We start from the raw sequence: 21450 nt of genomic DNA, 5'->3' as shown, positions 1-21450 counted from the left end.
GATGAGTTTGATATATCCCTCATGTATTATTTTCACGGTTGATACCAGCATCATTTAGCCGTTGCAGGTAATGTTGCCACATTGTATCTTGATTCAATCCGTAATTATAAAGTAAATCCCATGAATAAAGTCCCGTATTGTGGCCATCAGAAAAATTTAACTGGATGGCATAATTGCCCACTGGCTCGATATGCGTGATGGACACATCCTGTTTGCCAGTCTGCAGAATTTCTTGCCCGGGCTCGTGACCTCGTACTTCCGCTGACGGAGAATAGACGCGAAGAAACTCACAAGGCAACCGAAAAGTTTTACCATCGCTGAAGGAAATTTCCAGTACTCTGGATTTCTGATGAAGTTTTATTTCAGTGGGAATTGGGGTATGTTTACTAAGGCCTGCCATAGACGTTTTTTAAAATTGAAATTATTAATAAATAGCAGCTAGAATGCTTGTCACAAAAATGCAATATTGCCACTATATTATCTCAGAAATTTCTAAATAATTTTTTTGAATGGAGTCATGAGTATAATGGCTGCAACCATACTGATCGTGGAAGATGAGCCTGCAATCCAGGAGCTGATTTCATACCATTTGCGCACTGCAGGGTATGGCGTTTTGTGCGCCAAAAGTGCAGAAGAGGCAAAGGAAATAGTTAACGATGCGTTGCCGGATCTGGTGCTGCTGGATTGGATGCTACCCAATATGAGCGGCATCGAGTTTGCTCGCATGCTGCGGCGAGAAGCGCGCACCAAGATAATTCCTATTATCATGTTAACGGCCAGAGTGGAGGAAAGTGACAAGATAACCGGACTGGAAATCGGTGCAGATGATTATATTATTAAACCTTTTTCGCCGCGTGAACTTGTGGCGCGCATCAAGGCCGTGCTACGCCGGCGCTTACCAGAAGTGTCAGATGAAGTGGTTGAAGTAGGCGGGTTAAAATTAGATCCAGCCTCACATCGAGTAACTGCTAATGATCTCGAAAAGGGTGCAAAGTCAGCAGAAATTGTCTTGGGACCGACTGAATTTCGTCTATTGCACTTTCTGATGACGCATACTGAACGCGTGCATACACGGGAGCAGTTACTTGATCGTATCTGGGGAGACCATGTTTTTGTGGAAGATCGTACAGTAGATGTTCATATACGAAGGCTGCGTAAAGCGCTTGAAGACGCAGGCAAAGATGAATTGGTGCAGACTGTGAGGGGAGCAGGTTACCGTTTTTCCACCCGCTGTGAAGCTGGCGCTGAATAAAAGTTGGGTTGCATTGATTTTGAGCATTCCTCTTTGCTATCTTTAATTATCAGTATTTTTTTCTGTACCTGTTTGCTTTTTCGCGCATAATACGTGGCAAATTAATTTTTCCAAAGGCAGTTAAATGGGAAGAGGTTAATTCCATTCCAGATTAAACATGACGCCAAGGCGAGCCGCAGACAGTACCCATAATAGGGCAAGGTGAAGCCGACAAAGTCAGTTTTGATTTAAAAATGGAATCATTTCTGGAATATCCAAAAGAATTTCTTACCTGCGGACTATTGAAGTGTTTGATTTCTGGCGACGCTTTGCTGCTATTATTTTGCTGATAGTGGTTACAGCTATAATATGGGTTGTGGTAGATGCTGTGGCAGCATTGACTTTATTCAGCCTGGTATTGTTAGGATTAACGATATATCATACCTATTACTTGGCTTCGCTTGATCTATGGTTTCAACGTTTTAATCATAGCGCTCTTGATCCCTCCACCATGCCGAATGTCCCTAAAAGCTTTGGTGTGTGGGGGGATGTGTTCATTCGACTGGCGCGCTTTATCCGACGTTATTACCGAAGCCGGCAAAGTCTGAGCAAAGCGCTGGAGCGCTTGCAGCGCGCTACTTCAGCAATGCCGGAAGGGATCGTTATCCTGGATGAAGCGGATCGAATTGAATGGTGTAACCCTTCTGCTGAGCAGCATTTGGGATTGGATCTGAAGCTGGATATTGGACAGCATGTGACCCATCTGGTACGGCAGGTGCAGTTTGTAGCGTACTTAACTGCCGGCGATTACAGCAAGCCCCTGATTATCAAGCAATCACGATATGAGGAGCTGGTGCTTTTACTTCAGCTGGTGCCTTATGGCGATAGGGAAAAGCTGCTGATCAGTCGAGATATTACACGTTTTGAGAAAATGGAAATCATGCGTCGTGATTTCATCGCGAATGTTTCACATGAGTTGCGCACCCCCTTGACGGTTATAGGTGGGTTTCTAGAAACATTGTTAGATGAAGAGATTAAAGACAGCGAAATGGAAAAGCGCGCCTTGATTTTAATGAATGATCAGGCTAAACGCATGCAGCATCTGGTCGAGGACTTACTGACCTTATCGAAACTCGAGAATGCGCAGAATATTTTGCATGAGGAAGAGATTAACATTGCTGAATTGCTGCAAAGCTTGTATCAAGAAGCGCAATCGCTCAGTGCAGGACGCCATCACATTCATTTGAACCTGGTGAGTGATGCTCACTTGCTGGGAAGTGTGGACGAGTTACGGAGCGCCTTCAGTAATCTGATCATTAATGCCGTTCGCTATACACCCGATGGCGGCAATATTTCATTGAGCTGGACAGAAGAGCAGGGCCAGGGCTTATTTTATGTGCAGGATAGTGGGATCGGTATCGGGCCTGAGCATATTCCTCGCCTGGCAGAGCGGTTTTATCGAGTTGATCGCAGTCGCTCCCGTGAAACCGGGGGAACAGGATTAGGGCTTGCTATCGTCAAACATGTGTTAAATCGCCATCAGGCTCGCATGGAAATTATCAGTGAAATAGAAAAAGGAAGTATTTTCAAAGTCTGGTTCCCGGCAAAACGGTTGATAAAAAACAAGGTAAGCCACCTTACTATCCATGATACCTATGCTATGCCTTCCAATAAAACCATTCCACCGCTAATTTAGTCTTTCTTATCCCATTTTCAAATCAAACATAACGCGAAGGCGAGCCGCAGACAGGATCAATCATATGGCAAGGTGAAGCCGACAAAGTCAATTTTGCTTTAGAAATGGAATAAAAACAGGGCTAAGACAGCTTTCTCAAACTTCCTTCCTCAGTAGCGGTAAGCAGCCTTAAACAAGGCAAGTAGCCGTCAAAGACAATACCATGTACTTCCACACGTTTTTGTGAGCGCAATATACTGACCAGATAATGTACGATGCTGTTGGTAATCGTTTGTCCTGGTACCAGCACAGGGATACCGGGCGGATAAGGTGTGATCTGATCGGCAGATACTCTTCCTTCCAAGTACTTATTGACTTTATCTTCTTCGTCCAATAAAGGTATTAATTCACCCTCGCAGTAAAATGCATCACGCGGCAGATATCTTAACTCAGTAAAATGAGGGACTTCGGATGTCTGGTAAAGACGGCGAGGAGCCCGGCCTTCGCGTGCAATGCGCATCAGGGCATCATAAAGACGCGAGACTTTGCTGCGGGTAGTACCGATGGTAAGCAGCAGGGTAAGCGTATTAAAAGTGGATTTCTCCACTTGAATATTGTAGTGCTCGAATAATTCCCGGATCAGCTCTTCCACAGTAAAGCCGCAGCGTGAAATGTCTACTGTTACTTTAGTAGGATCAAGCTGAATATTGTCATGCTTGACTTCATCAGGCAGGAGTTCGGGCAGTTCCAGCACTTGAAATACACCTGTAGCATTGATTTGTAGACGGAGTTCCCTGGCAAGCTCCAGTGTGCGCGAAAGCAGTTTGTATCCTTCCAGCGTGGCCTGTTTGCGGGCGACATCAAGGCTTGCAATCATGCTGTATTGGGGACTGGTGGAGGTATGCATGTTGAAATTTTCACGGAAAAGATGCTCGTTGAAATCGGGATCATTCACATGAATCATGCTGGATTGGGAAAAAGCGGACAGTACTTTGTGCGTGCTTTGGGTGGCATAGTCAGCGCCTGCTTCTAAAGCAGTAGGACGAAAAGCGGGATGAAAGCGGGCAAAGCCGTACCAGGCTTCATCAATAATCACTTTGATCCCCTTCGCATGTGCGGCTTCAATGATCGGGGAAAGATCATAGCGTAGGCCATCATAGGTGCAGCTGGTTAATATCAATGCTTCTGCATCAGCATGTTGTTCAAGGGCATTAAATAGGGTGTGTTTAGGTACCGGCCCATAAATACTGAATTTCTTATTGACCGATGAGTCAAGATAAACCGGATGAGCGCCTGATAGCACCACGCCATGATGTACCGATTTGTGACAATTCCGATCCAATAGTAATTTCTCACCCGGGGCGAGTAAGGTCTGGAAAATGACCTTGTTGGCAGTAGACGTGCCATTAGTAGCGAAAAAGGTACGGCGTGCGCCAAATGCTTTCGCGGCGATTTTTTGCGCTTCCGCAATGACTCCAGTAGGTTCCATTAATGAATCAAGCATGGGCACGGATACCGACAGATCAGCCCGGAAAACATGCTCACCGATAAATTCATAAAAATCGCTTACCCAAGGGCTATCGCGCAGGGAATCACCAGAAGAGTGCCCCGGTGTATGCCAGGCATCCTTTGCCATCAGCACATAACTCTTGAGTTGATCATAGAAAGGAGTGCGCGCCTTTTCTTGCAACTGAGCATTAAGGATGCGATACATACCGCGATAGTCACGTTCTTCTCGGTAGAAATAACCATCTACCGTTTCTGAAAAGAGGGCATCGACGACGTCATCCTGCTGTTCTTGTGCGATCAGTATATAAATATTTAATTCAGGACGAAAACGGGAAATTTTCTGGACAAGCTCCAATGCCGTCATTTGCAGATTACGTGTACCTTTCCGTTCACTTTGGAGGGTATAGAGTTTATCGTCGACCACCACTGCCTGAATGTCGCCATCTTCTTCAAGTGCCTGCAATGCCTCGCGTGCAGTGGTGACGCCAATAAAAGTGATCCCCAATGAATTTTCCATTGACTTGGCTGCGTCGTTTAATCCCTTGATGAATGCTTTGAGGATCAGTTTTTCATCATTGATAAGCAGAATACGGCTGATTGGTTTTTTCATGAGATAGGCGTCATCAAAATGAGAGCTGGAGGTGATAGCTTAGAACGTTCACCGGTAACCATTCAATTAGAAATTATTATCCTGGTTAACAAAAGCCTAATGCGAATTAAGCGATGAAATAGAAGCCAGTTGATCAATAACATTAAACTATTGAGGAAGACATCACCCAACTTCAATCAATCAAAGTAACCAATGAACTGGCCAAACTGATTAATAACGGTTTATCTCTATGTTTGCAAGCATTCTCAGGAAAAGCTTTGAATTTATAGTCAAAGAATAAGCCATTACACTGATTTAAGCTTTAGCGGTGAAGAAGTTCATCGCTAAAGCTTAGCCGGTTAAAAATGATTCAAAAAGGATTCTCATCTAACCAGACATGACGCGAAAACAAGCTGTAGACAGTATCGATAATATGGCAAGAAGAGCCGACAAAATCATGTTTGATTTAGCTGGCAGGGTGCAATATGAGTATGCGGGTCGTCATTTACATGATTGGTTTCCACGTCTTCCAGGTGATGTGGCTTATGTTCAGCACCTGAATCGAGTAGCTGATGTGTTGCGCCTTTATTAGCGCTGCTTCAATAAGAACAGGAAGCCAGGGCAAGTTTGGCTGATTGATTCATTGCCGGTGGCAACGGCCCAACGCTGAAGACGTCAGACAAACCCGGAATCTGGCCGTCTTACTACCCGTTAAAAAAACAAAAGGAGCAATGGTTCAGTGATTGCTCGCGTTCGGCAACCGATTGAAGCATTATTTGTCTGGATTGAAGAAAAGACAGACATTAAATGTGTGATTCAAGTTCGTTCTTATAAAGGGCTTATGGTGCCTATATTTGGAAAGCTGGTTGCGGTTCTGTTTTACTGGAATTTTTTACGAGTTAGCGCTTAATTCACGTTTCAGTCTAACCCTGATTTTTATAAGAAAAATTTTCTAATGGAAAATCTGCATTCATGCAGAAAGCAAGAAATTTTATGGGGGAAAGTTTTTAGGCAGATGATTATTTTGTGGCGGCGGTAGCATGAGATGAAGAAATGGTCAAAATATATCCATCCGGCACGCAATGAGAGCGAAGGGGGAGGAACATCATGATCAGCTCAAGCCTGGTGAATGGCCTATTTAAAATGCCGATAGAAAGAAAATGGGTTTCCCCGCCAATGCCGTCAGGCTGTCATCTTGAACCTTGAGGTTCAAGGTGGTCGCAAACTTGATGCATCAGGTGCTCCTTCTGTGAGGAGCGCACAACAGCATCAGTTTAGTTCGCAACCTGCGATAACAATTGGTTCAAAGAGTATTAGCCTTAACAAACACCGCAGGGAAATTCTGTCATACTCAAACAAAATTTAATGAAAAAAATCATTAACTTATTCTTTATTGGTCTTCTTTTTCTTTTTTGGGCAGCAACTCATCTAATTTATCTTCTATGAATTTAATTTTACGCTTAAATTCACTCATGTCAAAACTTTTGGCTGGACGCATGGTAAGCAGCTCATGAGTCATATGAAGCGCTGCTACAATCGCAATCTGTTCGCTCCCCACTATTTTGCGTTCATTTTTTATTTGCAGCATTTTTTTATTCAAATAAGAAACCGCCAGCAATAAACCCTCGCGTTCTTTTTCAGAGCAATTAATGCGGAATTCTCGTCCCATAATAGTAACAATGATCGTCTCAGTATCCATACCCATTTTCAGGAAGATTTTTTAAAAAATCCTGTAAGTAATTTGATAACAATATGTATATTTCAGGAAGCTGATTATTTATGCAGTGATTGAATCAGCTGATTGATGATGAAATCTGATATTTAATGAGCAGATAACTTTATATCATTTTACAAGTTGATTAATTTTATCGTTAAATAATTTTAAAATTTTGCCTTCATGAAGTTATTATGGTTTGATAAATACAATAAAGTTCAAGTCAATCGTTAATTGAGCTTATTTCATTTTCAAATCAAACATGATGTGAAGGTGAGCCATAGACCGGATAAAGAATACGGCAAGGTAGAGCCGACAACGTTAGTTTTGATTTGGAAATGAAATAAAATAACGCAATTGAAAAACTGCTCTTAGCTAAATAGGTGCAATGTGGCGAATTCTAATGTTGTAAATGAAACCCTTGATGTCATTATCATTGGGGCAGGAAGTGCGGGCTTGTCTGCGCTGCGCGAAGTAAGGAAGCGCACCGAACAATTTGTCATTATCAATGGTGGCCCCTGGGGAACGACATGCGCACGGGTTGGATGTATGCCCTCTAAACTGTTGATTGAAGCGGCGAATGCCTTTCATCGACGGACTACCTTTGAGACGTTTGGTATACGGGGGGCAGACCAGCTGATGGTCGATATGGCGCGTGTTATGCAGCGTGTTCGTGAGCTTCGTGACGATTTTGTAGCCAGTACCTTAAAAGCAACTGAAGTGCTTGGAACGAGGGCGATTTCAGGTCGTGCGCGCTTGCTTAATCCAAATCAGGTGCTGATCAATGAAAAAAAGTTAACGGCCAAAAAAATTATTATCGCTACCGGCTCACACCCGATTGTCCCCGCAGAGTGGCATTTACCGGAAAATCGTTTGTTGACGACAGACACGTTATTTGAGCAGGAAACATTACCAGCCAGGTTAGCGGTCATTGGAATGGGGCCTATTGGGGTGGAGATGGCACAAGCACTGTCCCGCTTAGGGGTCAAGGTCACTGCATTCGGCAGCAATAAGCAGATTGGCGGTTTAACTGATCCACACGTTAATGAGGTGGCGTTAGATTTACTGTCACAGGAATTCCCGCTCTATTTGGGTGAAAGAGCCAAAGTGGTTTGGGAGCCAGGAGAAAATTGCGTGCGCATTCGAACGAGTGAAGTAGACATCGCGGTTGATGGGGTACTGGCAGCACTTGGCCGTCGCCCCAATATTGATCATCTTGGGCTCGAAACGCTAGGCGTTCCGCTCAATGAACAAGGATTACCCCCGGTTAATCCGACTACGATGCAGATAGCTGATCTGCCGGTATTCCTGGCTGGCGATGCGAGTGATTATAAGCCATTGCTGCATGAAGCTGCAGACGAAGGGCATATCGCAGGGTTAAACGCAGTACGAGAAGAAATGATATGTTTTACACGTCGTACTCCGCTTGGCATCGTGTTTTCTGATCCAGGTATTGCCGTTGTTGGCAACCCTTTTCGGTCGCTGAATCATAATGAAACCGTAATCGGTGAAGTGCGTTTTGATCATCAAGGACGTGCCAGGGCTGCACAATCTAATAAAGGAATGTTACGCGTTTATGCAAAATCAGCAAGTGGCGAACTACTCGGTGCCGAGATGTGTGCCCCAGCAGGCGAGCATATGGCTCATTTACTGGCGCTGGCAATTGATCAATCGCTAACGGTGGGGGGCCTGTTAGGTATGCCTTTTTATCATCCGGTTCTGGAAGAGGGATTGCGTACAGCATTACGTAAAGTGGCTGCCAAATTGCCAGCAGTCAGCGAATCTGATCTTGCTTCCTGTGATGCTTTCAATGCGGCCGCACTCGATTAATTGATAATGGTCAGGCAGCGATACCGAACAGTTTTCCTGCGGTAGCAGTAAGCCCCATGGCGAGTATTCCCCAGAAAGTTACCCGGATGGCGCCTTTCCAGATATTTGCTCCTCCCAAATAAGCAGCCAAGGTACCCAACATAGCCAAAGCAAAAAGGGAAAAGCTAGCGACAATAGGAATAATTTGGGCTGTGGGTGCCACAAAAGTTGCGATAAGCGGCATGGCAGCCCCTAGGGTAAACATCGTTGCGGAGGTAAAAGCTGCTTGAATGGGTTTTGCGGTAATGCGTTCATTAATGCCCAATTCATCTCTGAGATGAGCATCTAATGCATCATGAGCCATTAATTGCATAGCTACTTGTTTTGCGAGTTCAGGTTGAATTCCTCTTTTGATATAGATCTCTACTAATTCCTGGAATTCAAATTCATGATCTTCCTGAAGATGACGTTGTTCAAGCGCAATATCGGCTTCTTCTGTATCGGCCTGCGAGCTGACAGAGACATATTCCCCGGCCGCCATTGACATCGCTCCGGCGACTAGACCTGCTATGCCTGCCAAAAGAATATCTTCCCGGCTTGTATGGGCAGCCGCTACGCCGATAATAAGGCTGGCTGTAGAAACAATTCCATCATTAGCCCCTAGAACGGCAGCACGTAACCACCCAGTACGGTGAGAGCGATGATCTTCTTGATGAGCCATGAATGTTAATGAAATTCTTTATTAGGTTAGCGTGAGTTCGGGATAATAGAAACACTAAAAGTAGTAAAAGGAATCTAATTCCATTTCCAAATCAACCCGCGTAAGGCGCAATAACCATCGGGCATTGCGCCGTATGTGCTACTTTAGCATCTGGTGCAATGCGTTACACTTATTGCACCCTGCCAGCTAAATCAAACATGACTTTGTCGGCTCTGCTTGCCGTATTATTGATACTGTCTATAGCTTGCCCTCGCGTCATGTTTGGTTTAGGTGAGAATTCTTTTTAAAGAAATTCAAATAAAAATTAATAATAGGTAGTGCTTGGCAGAGAGTAACCCGGCGAGGAATTGCAGAAAAATTCGCCGGGTTGTGATAGCTTAGAACATGTATTAATGACCAATATTAATACAAATAGCCTATTCGCTAGATTTAAACAGGCTTTAGCAGATTTTGAGACCATCTACATAATCTTTAGCACTACTCAAGATTAATGCTCGAATCTACTGTCACTTAACCTGTAAATCATTTTTGACAGACTTCACGCCCTCAACCATACGCGCAACTTCGCCCGCTCGATCAATTTCGGCGCGGGTACTGACAAAGCCACTCAGTTGCACGACACCTTTTGAAGTTTCTACCTTAATTTCAGAAGATTTCAGCGTAGGCTCATCGAAAATATCCTTTTTGACTTTCGCAGTAATAACTGAATCATCAATATATTCTCCAGCTGTCTCTGCCATTGACGTTGATGTGCCGCCCAGGAGAAAAACCATCAGAGCAATTAACAAGAAATTAAAAAAACGGTGATTTAGTTGTTTCATGGTAAAGCCCTCCTAAAGGTTTGGTGGAACTAAAACACATCCATTGATGTGTTTAGATTAAAAGAACACGTTTACACATGCTCATCGACATTTTTTAGAGGTATCGACAATATTATAAGTTCATGCCGAAGCATTGTTGAGCTTAACGCATCCCACCATTTTTTAAATATTGCAGGCTCGGGATAAAAAAGAAAACAGCAAACGGAATCTGAATTAATCATGATAAATTCCTTTTTGAAAAGAATGTCATCGTTATTCATGAGAAGAAACGCTTGCTTAATATCAGTCTCCCTTAAGCCCTTCCAGTTGCAGTGGCATGACCGTTATATCGAACTCACGTTAGGCTAAGAAGCACTGGCCGGGCTTAATGTACTGCTGTACCGTTCTACGTGCCGTTGTCCAATTGCAATTTTAATAATTTTATAAAAAAAGCAATTAAGTATTGACTTTCTTTTTATAAACCTTCAAATTGTGAAAATGTAATTCGCTCATTATTTTTATTCTTTATGCTATAAGTCGTCTAAGCAAAGCTGATTTACCATCTTCATTTGTTGTAAGGAGGTTTGTTGCAATGGACAAAGAACTTTCTTTTGATAATATTGATGTTGAGGATGTAGTCGATGACATCATGCCCGTTAGCCGAGTGGCGAAGATAATTGATGAAAATGAATTCCTCAATGAGGATGATGAGGAAATTGAAATCACGCTTGATTCTCTGGGATTAGATTAATTTTAGAGGCGCCTTTATTAGAAATGGGGAGATAAGTAAGAAGTTATTCGCCCTTTATCGCACATTCCTGATTTTTTCACCTGTCATCAGGGTGAGAGTACTGTTTGTTCTTCATGCGGCAAGATGAGTATTGGTAGATAGCGAAGCTTATTCGCCAGTAAGGCCAGTATCGTTCCTTATAAGATGCAATCGTCAATGGATGATTGATTCTTCTGAAAAATATTTTCATGCATAAATCAAAGGCAACTAGACGCAGAGCAAAAAAGGTGGGTTTACCCGCTGAGACCTTGCTATATACAGGAGAACGGAAGAACAACAGTATCCATATCACGCTTACTGACTATGATGCACAGAACTTTGAGGAGCATGCACTCAAACAAGTAGATGAGTGTTTGCCTTATAAACTTAAGCCCACCATCACATGGATCAATGTCGATGGCGTACATGACCCCGTTATACTTGAGAAATTGAGTGAAGATTTTGGTATTCACCGGCTTGTGACTGAAGATGTGATGAACATCGTGCAGCGGCCAAAATGTGATGATTTTGGTGATTACCTCTTTATCGTTGCCAAGATGCTTACCTTTGACGAGCAGGAGAACAAAATCCATCCGGAGCAGATCAGCATTATTCTTGGGCAGAAATTCCTGCTGTCTTTTCAGGAGGAGAGTAAAAGGGATGATTTCCAATTAATTCGTGACCATCTGCGTCATGGCAAAGGCAAATTAAGGAAGATGGATACCGACTATCTTGCTTACTCGCTGCTGGACACATTGGTAGATAACTATTTCATCGTTCTCGAAAAACTTGGCGATAAGATTGATCTGCTGGAAGAGTCGTTGATGATCCGGCCTGATAAAATGGTTATAGAGCAGCTTTACCAGTTGAAGCGGGAACTTCTGTTTTTACATAAAGTGGTGTGGCCGTTGCGCGAAGTGATTTCATCGCTGGCACGGCGCGAGTCGCCATTGATTCATGAAGTCACGGTTCCCTATTTGCTTGATGTCTATGATCATGTCGTGCAGGCCATTGACAGCGTCGAGATTTACCGGGATATGCTCACGAGCTTGCTCGATTTGTATATCTCGAATGTGAGCTACCGGACGAACGAGATCATGAAAGTGCTGACGATCATTGCTACCATTTTTATGCCATTAACGTTTCTCGCCGGTGTTTATGGTATGAATTTTAAATATATGCCAGAGCTTGAATGGGAATATGGCTACCTGCTGATATGGATGATTATGATCGGGCTGGCGGCGGTCATGCTTGTCTACTTTAAGAAGAAGCGCTGGATATAGTTTTTCATGGCTAGTACTCATTCCATTTCCAAATCAAAAATGACGCGAAGGCGAGCCGCAGACAGTATCAATAATACGGCAAGGTGAAGCCGACAAAGTCAGTTTTGATTTAGAAATGGAATAAGGATATGCGCTTAAATTACCTGTTAATCCTCTGGTGCAGATGCCAGCATATTCTGTGTAAACCGGATATTCCCTTGCTTGATAAAATAAGCCATCTCATTCGCAATATCTTTACCTAGCACTATTTTTAGTTGGGTATCTTGACGTAGCTCGTTGTTTTCAACCATTTTAACTTGGCCCGGCATGAGTTGGCTGATTCGCTCAGCATGCGTATGCGCATCCGTGCGGTAATGTATCTCGGTTTGGGACTGCTGAAATGTGGGGTGATTGGTAATGCGCGCGTTGTCAAACCCATATGATTTCAAAAAGGTCGCCATACCTTTCGCCATGCCTGTTATGCCATTACCGTTTGAGATTTCGATCCGTTTATTTTGCTTAACAGCAACTGAATTTGAATTCTCTGGAACGGATTTTTCTGCTTGATCATGAGTGAGAGGCGTCAGATAAATAGGTGAGGTTGAAGGTGAGGAGGTAACGGGTGTTGAAGCTGGCCTGGGTGCAGCCTTTGAAACGGGTGCTGCCATTGGTGTTGGCTGGAGTTTCTCCTGTTCGACTTTGAATTCATAAACGTTGGGGGCAACTTGCACGAGCTGCCGCTGCCTGGAATTTTGTTTTGCGGGTAGATTTTGCGGGACACTCGCGCTAATTTCTTCAGGTTTTTTTATTACAGGTGAAAACACTGCCATTCCCTCTACCATTCCCATACGTTTCTGTGCCATAGCCAGATTCTGACGTGCTTTATGATTATCTGGATCAAAATTAAGCGCTTCCTGGAATGCCGCCACTGCTTCGCTATTTCGCCCTTGGATAAGATGAGCATAGCCAAGATTGTTATAGAGATAGGTCGCCGAAGGTGCAATACTGATTGCTTTATGGAAGTGCTCCAAGGCTGATTGATACTCCCCTTGTGTGGAGTAGATAACCCCTAAGCCATTGTGAGCTTCCACGTAATCAGGAGTAACAGCCAGTACTTTCTTATAAAATTCAATCGCCGTTGCATAGCTGGTTTTTCTATGATGATACCGTGCCATTTGATAGAGATTCTCTGCACTCGTATCTGCATGCCGCACATTCATCACGGGCTTGATTTGCAGTGCTGAGTACTCTTTGTTTGAATAGAAGGATGCGCAACCAGTCAAAATAGACAGACAGCTGAATGCCCATACAAGTCTTTGTTTGTTCATGCTCATCATTTATTCTCCTATGGTCTCCGCCGTATCCACCTTGTTACGGATGGTAGCTATATTGGCACGTGCCTTCTCGTTTCCGGGATCTAATCGCAACGCTTGCTCAAACTCACTGATGGCTTCGGGTTTGCGCCCCAGCAAAAAATAGGTATAGCCCAGATTATTACGTAAATGAGAGGCCAGTGGCGCTAAAGCAACTGCTCTCTGCAGATGTTGTAACGCTGGCTCAAATTTTCCCTGGATGGAATAAATGACACCAAGCCCATTATGGGCTTCAGAATAATGAGGGTCGATTGCCAGAATATTTTCATAGGTAGTGATGGCTTCCGTGAAACGGGCCTCTTCCTGGTATTTGCGTCCTGATTGATACATTGTTTCAAGATCACGAGCGGTCTGAGTACTTTCTTTCTTATCCTCGCCGGTTAAGCCGGGTTTATTTTTACCTAACTGGGTGGCACATCCTGCAACGGCGAAGAGGCAAACCAGGGTACATATTAGTTGTTTTAAATGGATCAAGGCATACACTCCTTTATTGGGCTGTACCAGCAAATGTAGGTAGCAAAATACGATAGATATTGATCATAGCGGGTCCCATGAGCACGACTAGCAGAGAAGGAAAAATAAAGAAAATAAGCGGGAACAGTAGTTTTAGTGCAATTTTGGCCGCTGCTTCTTCTGCGCGCAAGCGACGCTTGGTGCGCAGGGTATCTGAGTATACACGCAAGGAATCTGCGGTACTGGTTCCAAAGCGGTCTGCCTGAACGAGCATGGCGACTAAGCCTTCGATTTCCTCCACCCCAGTACGTAACGCAAGATTACGTAGCGCTTTTTCTCTCGATGCCCCTGCGCGCAACTCTAGTCCCACCAGATGAATTTCTTCGGCCAGAATCTTACTGCTAAGTTGAACTTCATCTCCCACTTTAGCCAATGCTGCATCTAGCCCTAATCCAGCTTCTACGGATACGGTCATGAGATCTATCGCATCGGGAAAACTTTCGAACAGTTCGCGTTGGCGCACAAAAATTCTGCGTGTCAGTATTACATTGGGTAAATAATAGCCAATTGTTGCAAGCATTAGCAGCACCATGGCGGCCATTTCTGTGCTCAACTGTAACTTACCAATACCTGCTGTAAGTAGAAAGATTCCTGGAAATACCAGAGCGAGTGACGCTTTAGCGCCAAAATAAATGTAAAGTGCCTCACTAGTCCGAAAGCCAGCATGCATAAAGCGTATCCGTAAAGCCGATTTTTCCGAATCTTCCTCGGGCAATGCAAGTTTTGCTAACGGTTTCGATAGCTTAATAATCTTTTCTTTCCATGCTTCATCTGCTTTATTTCCATCCGAGCTATCCTTTTCAGTGATCTGTTTCAGACGTGTACTGGTTGCACGGGGTGAAAATACAAGCATTATGGCGTAAGCAATGCCGGCAACTGCGAGAAAAATCATGATTAGAAAAGAAGTTTGTGCAGAAATCATAATTGATTACCTCTAGAACTAATGGAAATGAAAGATTAGTTGAATCATATTAGTTTTTATTCGGTTTTATTTATCATCACAACACGACCTATACGCGAATCTTGATGATGCGGGACATGGCATAAATACCAAGTAGCATCATTACTCCTGCAGTTGCGACGAGCTTATTCCCAGCTGGATCTGTCCATAACGGTGTCAAAAAATCTGGATTGGCGATATTGATTAATAGTGCCACTGCAAATGGCAGACTGCAGAGAATCCAGGCAGATAACCGTCCTTCCGCGGACAGTACGCGAATTTTGCCAAATAATGTTAGTCTGGCGCGAATTAATTCACTGATTTTGTCGAGCAGTTCCGCCAAGTTACCACCACTTTCTCGCTGAATAAGTACAGCAATGACGAAGTAACGCAAATCAGTAAGGGGGACGCGTGCGGCTAGGTTCATCAGCGCATTTTGTAAAGGAACACCAAAATTGACTTCATCAAATGCTAGACGAAATTCAGTAGCAGAGGGCTCAACACCTTCAGCCCCGGCCATTTGTAATGCACCAGGAAAGGCATGTCCTGCTTTCAAGGCACGGGACATAAGATCGATGGTTTCCGGCAATTGCTCTTCGATTATTTTCAGACGCTTTTTTTTAGTTCTGACTATAAAGAAGTAGGGAATCAGGGCTCCCCCGGTTGCACATAGCAACATAACTAGGAATGGCCAGTTTAACAATGCAGCAATTGCCAGGATTCCTAAACTGCTCATGACGCTGTGGCTCAGGAATTGTGATATCATCAGCGGTAGACCGGATTGCAGCAAGAGCTTGTCTAGGCTATGGATGCGTGGGATTTTCAGCAGCAGTCTATGCAGGGGAGGGGAGTTGCTCAATAAGCGTTGTTTGAGCAGGGTTGCATTGGCTTCTTTACTCCAGCCGACAGAAATCTGATGCAACCGCTTCTGAATGCGCTTTAGCTCCGGCCCCTGTTTGGAGTGCCAGGTCAGGTAACTCCCTTCCAGCAGCAGCACGACTGCAAGAAAAGCAAATGCTATGAATAGATAATAAAGGTAGTCCATGGCTGCTCCTTATTCGTATCTTTTTGTAGGATCAAACAGATCTTCCCGCAAAGGTATACCATATACACGTAATCGATCAGCAAACTTGGGACGGATACCCGTTGCACGGAAATGCCCCAGCACGGTTCCATCTGCCGCTACACCTGTTTGCTCGAAAGTATAAATTTCCTGCATGGTGATAACATCGCCTTCCATGCCGGTAATCTCCTGAATGCTTAGTATTTTGCGTTTACCATCCGGTAGGCGGGAGACCTGAATGACGGCAACAATCGCAGAACTAATTTGCTGACGGACGGCCTTGGGCGGTAAATTGAGTCCAGCCATACCGACCATATTCTCGATACGGCTCAGTGCATCGCGCGGGGTGTTAGCATGCACTGTGGCCATGGAGCCTTCATGACCAGTATTCATGGCCTGCAGCATATCGACTGCTTCTGCCCCCCGCACTTCACCGATGATAACCCGGTCAGGACGCATCCGCAGACTGTTCCTGACCAATGAACGTTGGGTGACTTCGCCCTTGCCCTCCACATTAGGTGGGCGTGTTTCCAGACGAACCACATGCGGCTGCTGTAATTGTAGCTCAGCGGCATCCTCGATCGTGATGATGCGTTCGGAGGGAGGAATAAAACTGGACATGATATTGAGCAGGGTCGTTTTCCCGCTACCGGTCCCCCCTGAAATCAGAATGCTGCATTTCGCCTTAACCAGGCCGCTGATGATCTCAGCCACCTCTGGTGTCATTGATTTGTAGTTTATCAGGTCATCCACCTTGAGCGGGACCACGGCAAAGCGCCGGATCGAAACCAAAGAGCCATCGAGAGCGAGTGGCGGAATAATCGCGTTGACGCGCGAGCCATCAGGCAGCCGTGCATCGACCATAGGGCTCGACTCATCCACTCTGCGCCCAACCCGCGATACAATGCGGTCGATAATTTTCCTCAAGTGGTTTTCGTTGGCAAAATGCGTGTCGGTGATTTCCAGTTTCCCGCGGCGTTCGACATAAACCTGGCGATGCGTGTTGACCAGAATATCGGAAATAGTGGGATCAGCTAGCAGCGGTTCGAGCGGGCCCAGCCCCAGCACTTCGTGCTGAATATCCTGAATGATACGCTGACGCTCGACGTCATTGATCGGCGTACGTTCCTCGACCAATAGTCGTTCCACCAGGCTCTTGATTTCCGCCAATAAGCGCTCTTGCGGCAAACTTTCCATAACGGCCAGATCCATGCGGTTGAGCAGTTCTTCATGAATGCGGGATTTTAATTCATGATAGGCCATGTTCTCGTGCGAAGCCGCACGGTGATGATTGACAGCCATAGCCACAGGCTGATTGGATACTGCATTGCGGTTAGTTACTATGCCTTGAAGACGATCTCGTATTGACATGATGTGTGTGCCCTAAAAAGTGGTCAATGATTTGCCATGGGAGGGGTGGTTTTTGTGCTAAAAAGAAAAGAGTTTTTTCAGCAGTCCGCTATGAGCATTGCTTTTGGTAAGCTCCTGCGTGATTTCCCGTAACGATTTCGCAACCGCACTGCGCCGCGCCAGTTGGCTGACCGGTATGCCTTGATTGACCGATTCGGCGACCACTTGATAGTCGTTAGGAATGACTTTATATATTTCCTGCTGTAATGTGCTGGCCACATCATCCAGGGTAATATCGTCTTTTTTGCCATAGCGATTCAGGATCAATCGGATTTTGTCAGGAGAATAGCCTAACGAGCGGAAGGTGCCGATGATGCGCTTGGCGTCACGCACGAAAGGTAATGTCTGCTGCAAGACCGGAAAAATCAGATCAGCCTGATCCAGGCATTGAATGGAAATGGCATCGAACGAACGTCCGATATCCAGAATCACAAAATCATAGTGTTTTTTGGCGACCTCAAGCAAAGGTTTAATATGTTCCGGTTTTATTTCTGCCGCTTTCTCGGGCTCATCTGGTGCGGGCAGCACATCAAAATTAGGCAGCACCTGAATCGAACTGGAAGAGAGAAATGAGCCATCCAGCCGCTGAATTTGCCGGGTCACGTCAGCAATGCTCGTGGTGGCTGTCGCTTCGTGTACGAATAGAAAGGCATCACCAAACTGCAAATTGAGATCGAGCAATATGACTCGCTTGTGCTCCTCTGATGCCAAGTTATAGGCGATATTGCTTGCTAGAAAGGTCGTGCCACTTCCTCCCTTACAAGGGATAAAGGCCACTATTTTGCTTTCATGCATGGGCGCTCTGGCGAGCATCATTCTTTGTTGAAAGCGCTCAACAGCATTGATCAGCACATTTTGATTAATAGGAGTGGGCACAACCTCACGTACCCCGACCCGCATGGCGTCCAGCAGGAATTCCTGCGGCTGGGGAGGGCATAGCACAATGACACCCAAATCAGGGAAGCGCGAAGTGACCTGGCTCAGAATCTGCTGCTCGCCAGAGTCAAGACGAATGCCCTCCAGCAGCAGTAGATCCGGGTGTACCTGCTCGATCACAGCCGGAATTTGTTGAGCCCCTCCCGTTATCGCTACCAGTGGCTGCGGCATGTTGGATTGCGCCAGATATTTCTGGATATCATTCAAACATTGTTGATCCTGTGAGATGGTTGCGATTTTCATTTGCTGACTCCTTGTATGTTCTCTGCTTGCCGATATAGATGTTTTGCTTTCCAAATTTCTATCCCAGCTTCACCTTGTCGTGCTTGTCGGTTGCATCGCAGCGCTGCTCGGTTTGGGCTTGTCAAAGCCTCTCTTAATTCGATCAGGTGATTCGGTAAGCTTAATGCGCACGGTAAGAATTCTGCCGGAGTGGTCTAGCGATAATTTGGAAATTGATTGACTCATAATGAATTATTTGCAATCTGGATTGACACTGCCATCCTTCAAAATATTAGTTAAACTTTCACGCGGCAGTGTTGTGGTGAATGGGGGCATAGTGATATTGAGTGGCACTAGTGGGATTACTGTGGATACTGTTAAGCCAGTGATGCTGACTGTTACAAATCTACAGGTTTCTCGGCTACAACTATTCCCATCCTGATCAACATACTTAACAGTAATGTTGCTAGTATTCAGTACTCCCAGCATTGACTGCATTTTTGTTTTGATGGCGGCAGCATTTTGATCACACACCACAGCTAGGCGTGCGCCCAGTCGCGTTGCTTCCGTGGCCGTATTCCAATAAAACAGCACTCGGCTCATTTCCATAGCGCCAATCATTGCCGTAAATAGAACGGAAGCGATCAGTGCAAACTGAACAGCGGCTGCACCACGTTGATTAAACCGATTAATTGATATGAGTTTTGGATTAAACCGCTCGATAATTTTCATAATTGCCTCATCGTTGCAGAAATGTCATCAAATTTAATCAAATCCTCACTGCTAACTCCTGGTAGAAATTTGCGAGGATCTAATAAAAAATTGAAGGTGTAGCCTTTAATCACGACTTCAACCAACGTAATCTGCGGGTCTCCTGCTGTTTTTTGATTAATTTCTACCATGCTTCGATTCAAGCCGAGCACTAATACTTCTCCAGCACAGTCGATATTACCGTGTACTGCAAGGCATTTAGCCTCATCCTTTACTGAATCATAGTTGCCTATACCTGTTGGTTTGAATTGAGAAAGATGACGTACCGAATCACGCGTTGCCTTGACGAGTGCGTTGTACTGATAGATTGCGCGGCCGAATTCTGCAGCTCCCAGTGCAAGTATAAGCAGGGGGATCAATACCAACGCGAACTCTACTGCAACTGCACCGCGTGCCGCTCTTTGAAGTTTATAATGCTTATATTGTTTTATGGACATGATCATTACCTCACCAGTGATGGTACTAATGGGCCAATACTACCAGGGCCCCCAACCACTCCAGCCGATGCACACTGGCTATTAGGGTCATTCGCAAAGCCAAGGTATTCGAGAAATGCACGCCCTTCTTTATCAGGATATTTAGTGCATGCGCTATAGGACTCAAGTTCAGCATTTTGATCCAAAGGATTTAGCATTAGTACGCAAGCCCACGCCTTGACTGTAGACTTATGGCTACCGCCTTGGAGCTCAGGGCAGTCAATCACTGGAACAGCAGCTAATCTACGATCACTGCCTTTACTACTATGAGCAGATTGGCTGGATGATTGCGCGGGGGGAATAACTTTGAGCCCGGTTGTATTGATGGTCGGGTCCTGGATTGGTATATTATTACCACGTTTTAGAAAGAAATCACTGGCTGCATTTTTGCAGTCTTTTCCCGGTTCACTCCAATTCTTTGCAGTGTAGGCATAACCACTATAATCAGGTGGAGCATTGTTTTCATTGTATGCGCCTTTGTAGGCACCGAAACGGGTATTCCACGCATCAAAAGCCCCCGCATTTGCGCCAGGCTCTGAATAAATTGTCTCATTTACTGCTGGAACGTTGCATTGCCCTGGGCCTGTCAGAATTTCCTTAATATCTCTAGCACCTTGACCTGAATACCGTACCCATAAAAAATCTCCAGTAAGCTCATTATTTTTTATTACGGATTCCAGCCAATCACCAGGGCTTTTTTTCGACAGTTCTGATTCACAGACTGCTATTGGTATTGCGCAATTAGTTTGGCTTGGCGCGAGGGTAGCTACTGCACTGGCAGTAACTGTCTGTTCGCTAATGTCAACACCAGGCAGGAGATTTAGCACTTGAATGAGCCAGTTCAAGAAAGATGGAGAGCTAGCTTCGCAGCGTGCATAACGCTTACTGGTTGCGCCTGAGCCTTCAAACGCATCCTGATAACTCCCTGTTAGCGTTTCGCTGAACATAACGTTATTAACAATACCGTCCGAAGTATCACGCTCCCAATTTTCTTTACGAGGGTGATGCATGCTGCCAGTTAAAATGCCAGCTGCTTTTGCCAGAATCAGTTGCTTGTCATTAGCACCTGTCAATTCACGTGCTGCAGCCAAAGCACAAGCATCTGCACTGTTTTGCAGTTCGGTCTTGGCGACAAACAGTTTGCCCAGGTCTAGCGCTAGGCCGACAAAGCCCATCAAGGCGACCAGTGACAGTGCCACGATTATGGTCACCGCTCCCGCTTCTTTTTGTGGAAAATGATCACTCATGCTAATGGGTAATTCATTTGAACAGTTATTCACCAGCTGTTCTCCTCATAAATTTCTTGCGGATTATGATTCTAGACCTGACTGCCATTACCGCACCTGATTACTGCCATTCCCGCCGGAGCTTAAAGATGACGGGATACCTCGTGGTAGCAGTTGTGGAGTTCTGAACGAATTACGGTAACTATCAAACATGGCATCGCCGGCCTGCCCATCGACACCCTTCACAGGTTCTGTATTGAGTGAGGCTTCGGGGTTGATGGTTTGCTGGGCTTTGGCAATATCGACTGCTTCGCCAAAGCGTGCATCCCAGCGCGGAGAGAAAGGGGCGCAGCCGGCTATCAGGGCAGCAATGGTTAACAATGGACCTAAAAGTGAACCTGCAACATTTTTGAATATGGGTGCTTTCATGTCATTCTTCTC

Annotated in this window: 21 protein-coding genes and 1 other RNA gene; 6 read left to right on the top strand and 16 right to left on the bottom strand. The window is 45.1% G+C overall.

All coding sequences use genetic code 11. The features are described 5' to 3' along the window. Positions 1-19 precede the first annotated feature (19 nt). Complete coding sequence (locus BM283_RS02765) at positions 20-400, bottom strand: gamma-butyrobetaine hydroxylase family protein (protein WP_090689135.1); 381 nt, start codon at positions 398-400, stop codon at positions 20-22. Between the two features lie 126 nt (positions 401-526). On the opposite strand from BM283_RS02765, the gene phoB reads away from it, so the two are divergent. Next, positions 527-1252: a phosphate regulon transcriptional regulator PhoB gene (gene phoB, locus BM283_RS02760; protein ID WP_090689128.1), complete on the top strand. Its 726-nt coding sequence runs from the start codon at positions 527-529 to the stop codon at positions 1250-1252. Positions 1253-1538: 286 nt separating this feature from the next. After that, on the top strand, positions 1539-2927 hold the full coding sequence (phoR, locus tag BM283_RS02755) for a phosphate regulon sensor histidine kinase PhoR (RefSeq protein ID WP_090689119.1): 1389 nt from the start codon (positions 1539-1541) through the stop codon (positions 2925-2927). Between the two features lie 121 nt (positions 2928-3048). Here phoR and BM283_RS02750 read toward each other — a convergent pair whose 3' ends face one another. After that, positions 3049-5025, bottom strand: coding sequence for an aminotransferase class I/II-fold pyridoxal phosphate-dependent enzyme (locus tag BM283_RS02750; RefSeq protein WP_090689109.1), 1977 nt, complete (start codon positions 5023-5025; stop codon positions 3049-3051). A 376-nt stretch (positions 5026-5401) separates the two neighbouring features. Between BM283_RS02750 and BM283_RS02745 the strand changes: the two genes are divergently transcribed. Then, the gene (locus tag BM283_RS02745; RefSeq protein ID WP_090689100.1) at positions 5402-5596 is read left to right on the top strand and encodes a hypothetical protein; all 195 of its coding nucleotides are present in this window, start codon (positions 5402-5404) and stop codon (positions 5594-5596) included. Between the two features lie 571 nt (positions 5597-6167). Here the strand turns inward: BM283_RS02745 and ssrS are convergent. Beyond that, positions 6168-6345, bottom strand: a non-coding RNA gene (gene ssrS, locus BM283_RS02740) — 6S RNA. A gap of 49 nt (positions 6346-6394) precedes the next feature. Further along, complete coding sequence (locus BM283_RS02735) at positions 6395-6703, bottom strand: cell division protein ZapA (protein WP_090689397.1); 309 nt, start codon at positions 6701-6703, stop codon at positions 6395-6397. Between the two features lie 405 nt (positions 6704-7108). On the opposite strand from BM283_RS02735, the gene BM283_RS02730 reads away from it, so the two are divergent. Further along, positions 7109-8548 (top strand): dihydrolipoyl dehydrogenase, encoded by a 1440-nt coding sequence (locus BM283_RS02730; protein WP_090689096.1) that lies wholly within the window; start codon positions 7109-7111, stop codon positions 8546-8548. A 10-nt stretch (positions 8549-8558) separates the two neighbouring features. Here BM283_RS02730 and BM283_RS02725 read toward each other — a convergent pair whose 3' ends face one another. Beyond that, positions 8559-9248, bottom strand: coding sequence for a VIT1/CCC1 transporter family protein (locus tag BM283_RS02725; protein WP_090689092.1), 690 nt, complete (start codon positions 9246-9248; stop codon positions 8559-8561). Between the two features lie 506 nt (positions 9249-9754). After that, a complete protein-coding gene (locus tag BM283_RS02720) occupies positions 9755-10069 on the bottom strand; it encodes a BON domain-containing protein (RefSeq protein WP_090689083.1) in 315 nt (104 codons plus the stop codon). A 571-nt stretch (positions 10070-10640) separates the two neighbouring features. Between BM283_RS02720 and BM283_RS18585 the strand changes: the two genes are divergently transcribed. Continuing rightward, entirely contained in the window at positions 10641-10799 is a 159-nt protein-coding gene (locus BM283_RS18585; protein WP_175492003.1) for a hypothetical protein, read from the top strand. Positions 10800-11026: 227 nt separating this feature from the next. Continuing rightward, the gene (gene corA / locus BM283_RS02710; protein WP_090689063.1) at positions 11027-12100 is read left to right on the top strand and encodes a magnesium/cobalt transporter CorA; all 1074 of its coding nucleotides are present in this window, start codon (positions 11027-11029) and stop codon (positions 12098-12100) included. A gap of 146 nt (positions 12101-12246) precedes the next feature. Here corA and BM283_RS02705 read toward each other — a convergent pair whose 3' ends face one another. From BM283_RS02705 to BM283_RS02660, 10 genes are all read right to left on the bottom strand, one after another. Then, a complete protein-coding gene (locus BM283_RS02705; protein WP_175492002.1) occupies positions 12247-13407 on the bottom strand; it encodes a LytR C-terminal domain-containing protein in 1161 nt (386 codons plus the stop codon). Positions 13408-13416: 9 nt separating this feature from the next. Further along, positions 13417-13926: a tetratricopeptide repeat protein gene (locus BM283_RS02700; protein ID WP_090689054.1), complete on the bottom strand. Its 510-nt coding sequence runs from the start codon at positions 13924-13926 to the stop codon at positions 13417-13419. A gap of 13 nt (positions 13927-13939) precedes the next feature. Next, positions 13940-14887, bottom strand: a complete 948-nt coding sequence (locus BM283_RS02695; protein ID WP_090689050.1) for a type II secretion system F family protein — start codon at positions 14885-14887, stop codon at positions 13940-13942. 88 nt (positions 14888-14975) lie between these two features. After that, on the bottom strand, positions 14976-15950 hold the full coding sequence (locus tag BM283_RS02690) for a type II secretion system F family protein (protein ID WP_090689046.1): 975 nt from the start codon (positions 15948-15950) through the stop codon (positions 14976-14978). Positions 15951-15959: 9 nt separating this feature from the next. Continuing rightward, the gene (locus BM283_RS02685; protein ID WP_090689042.1) at positions 15960-17339 is read right to left on the bottom strand and encodes a TadA family conjugal transfer-associated ATPase; all 1380 of its coding nucleotides are present in this window, start codon (positions 17337-17339) and stop codon (positions 15960-15962) included. A gap of 57 nt (positions 17340-17396) precedes the next feature. Then, positions 17397-18557 (bottom strand): CpaE/TadZ family protein, encoded by a 1161-nt coding sequence (locus BM283_RS02680; RefSeq protein ID WP_090689040.1) that lies wholly within the window; start codon positions 18555-18557, stop codon positions 17397-17399. Between the two features lie 231 nt (positions 18558-18788). Further along, the gene (locus BM283_RS02675) at positions 18789-19268 is read right to left on the bottom strand and encodes a TadE/TadG family type IV pilus assembly protein (protein ID WP_090689037.1); all 480 of its coding nucleotides are present in this window, start codon (positions 19266-19268) and stop codon (positions 18789-18791) included. Beyond that, complete coding sequence (locus BM283_RS02670) at positions 19265-19744, bottom strand: TadE/TadG family type IV pilus assembly protein (protein WP_090689394.1); 480 nt, start codon at positions 19742-19744, stop codon at positions 19265-19267. Before BM283_RS02670 ends, BM283_RS02675 begins: the two co-directional genes overlap by 4 nt. A gap of 5 nt (positions 19745-19749) precedes the next feature. Beyond that, on the bottom strand, positions 19750-21063 hold the full coding sequence (locus tag BM283_RS02665; protein WP_090689033.1) for a pilus assembly protein TadG-related protein: 1314 nt from the start codon (positions 21061-21063) through the stop codon (positions 19750-19752). Positions 21064-21117: 54 nt separating this feature from the next. Next, on the bottom strand, positions 21118-21438 hold the full coding sequence (locus BM283_RS02660) for a hypothetical protein (protein WP_090689030.1): 321 nt from the start codon (positions 21436-21438) through the stop codon (positions 21118-21120). Between the last annotated feature and the right edge of the window lie 12 nt (positions 21439-21450).

Source organism: Nitrosomonas sp. Nm34, assembly GCF_900113925.1.
In the GTDB taxonomy this organism is placed as follows: domain Bacteria; phylum Pseudomonadota; class Gammaproteobacteria; order Burkholderiales; family Nitrosomonadaceae; genus Nitrosomonas.
Note: the sequence above shows the minus strand (reverse complement) of the source record. Positions and strands in the feature narration are given on the sequence as shown.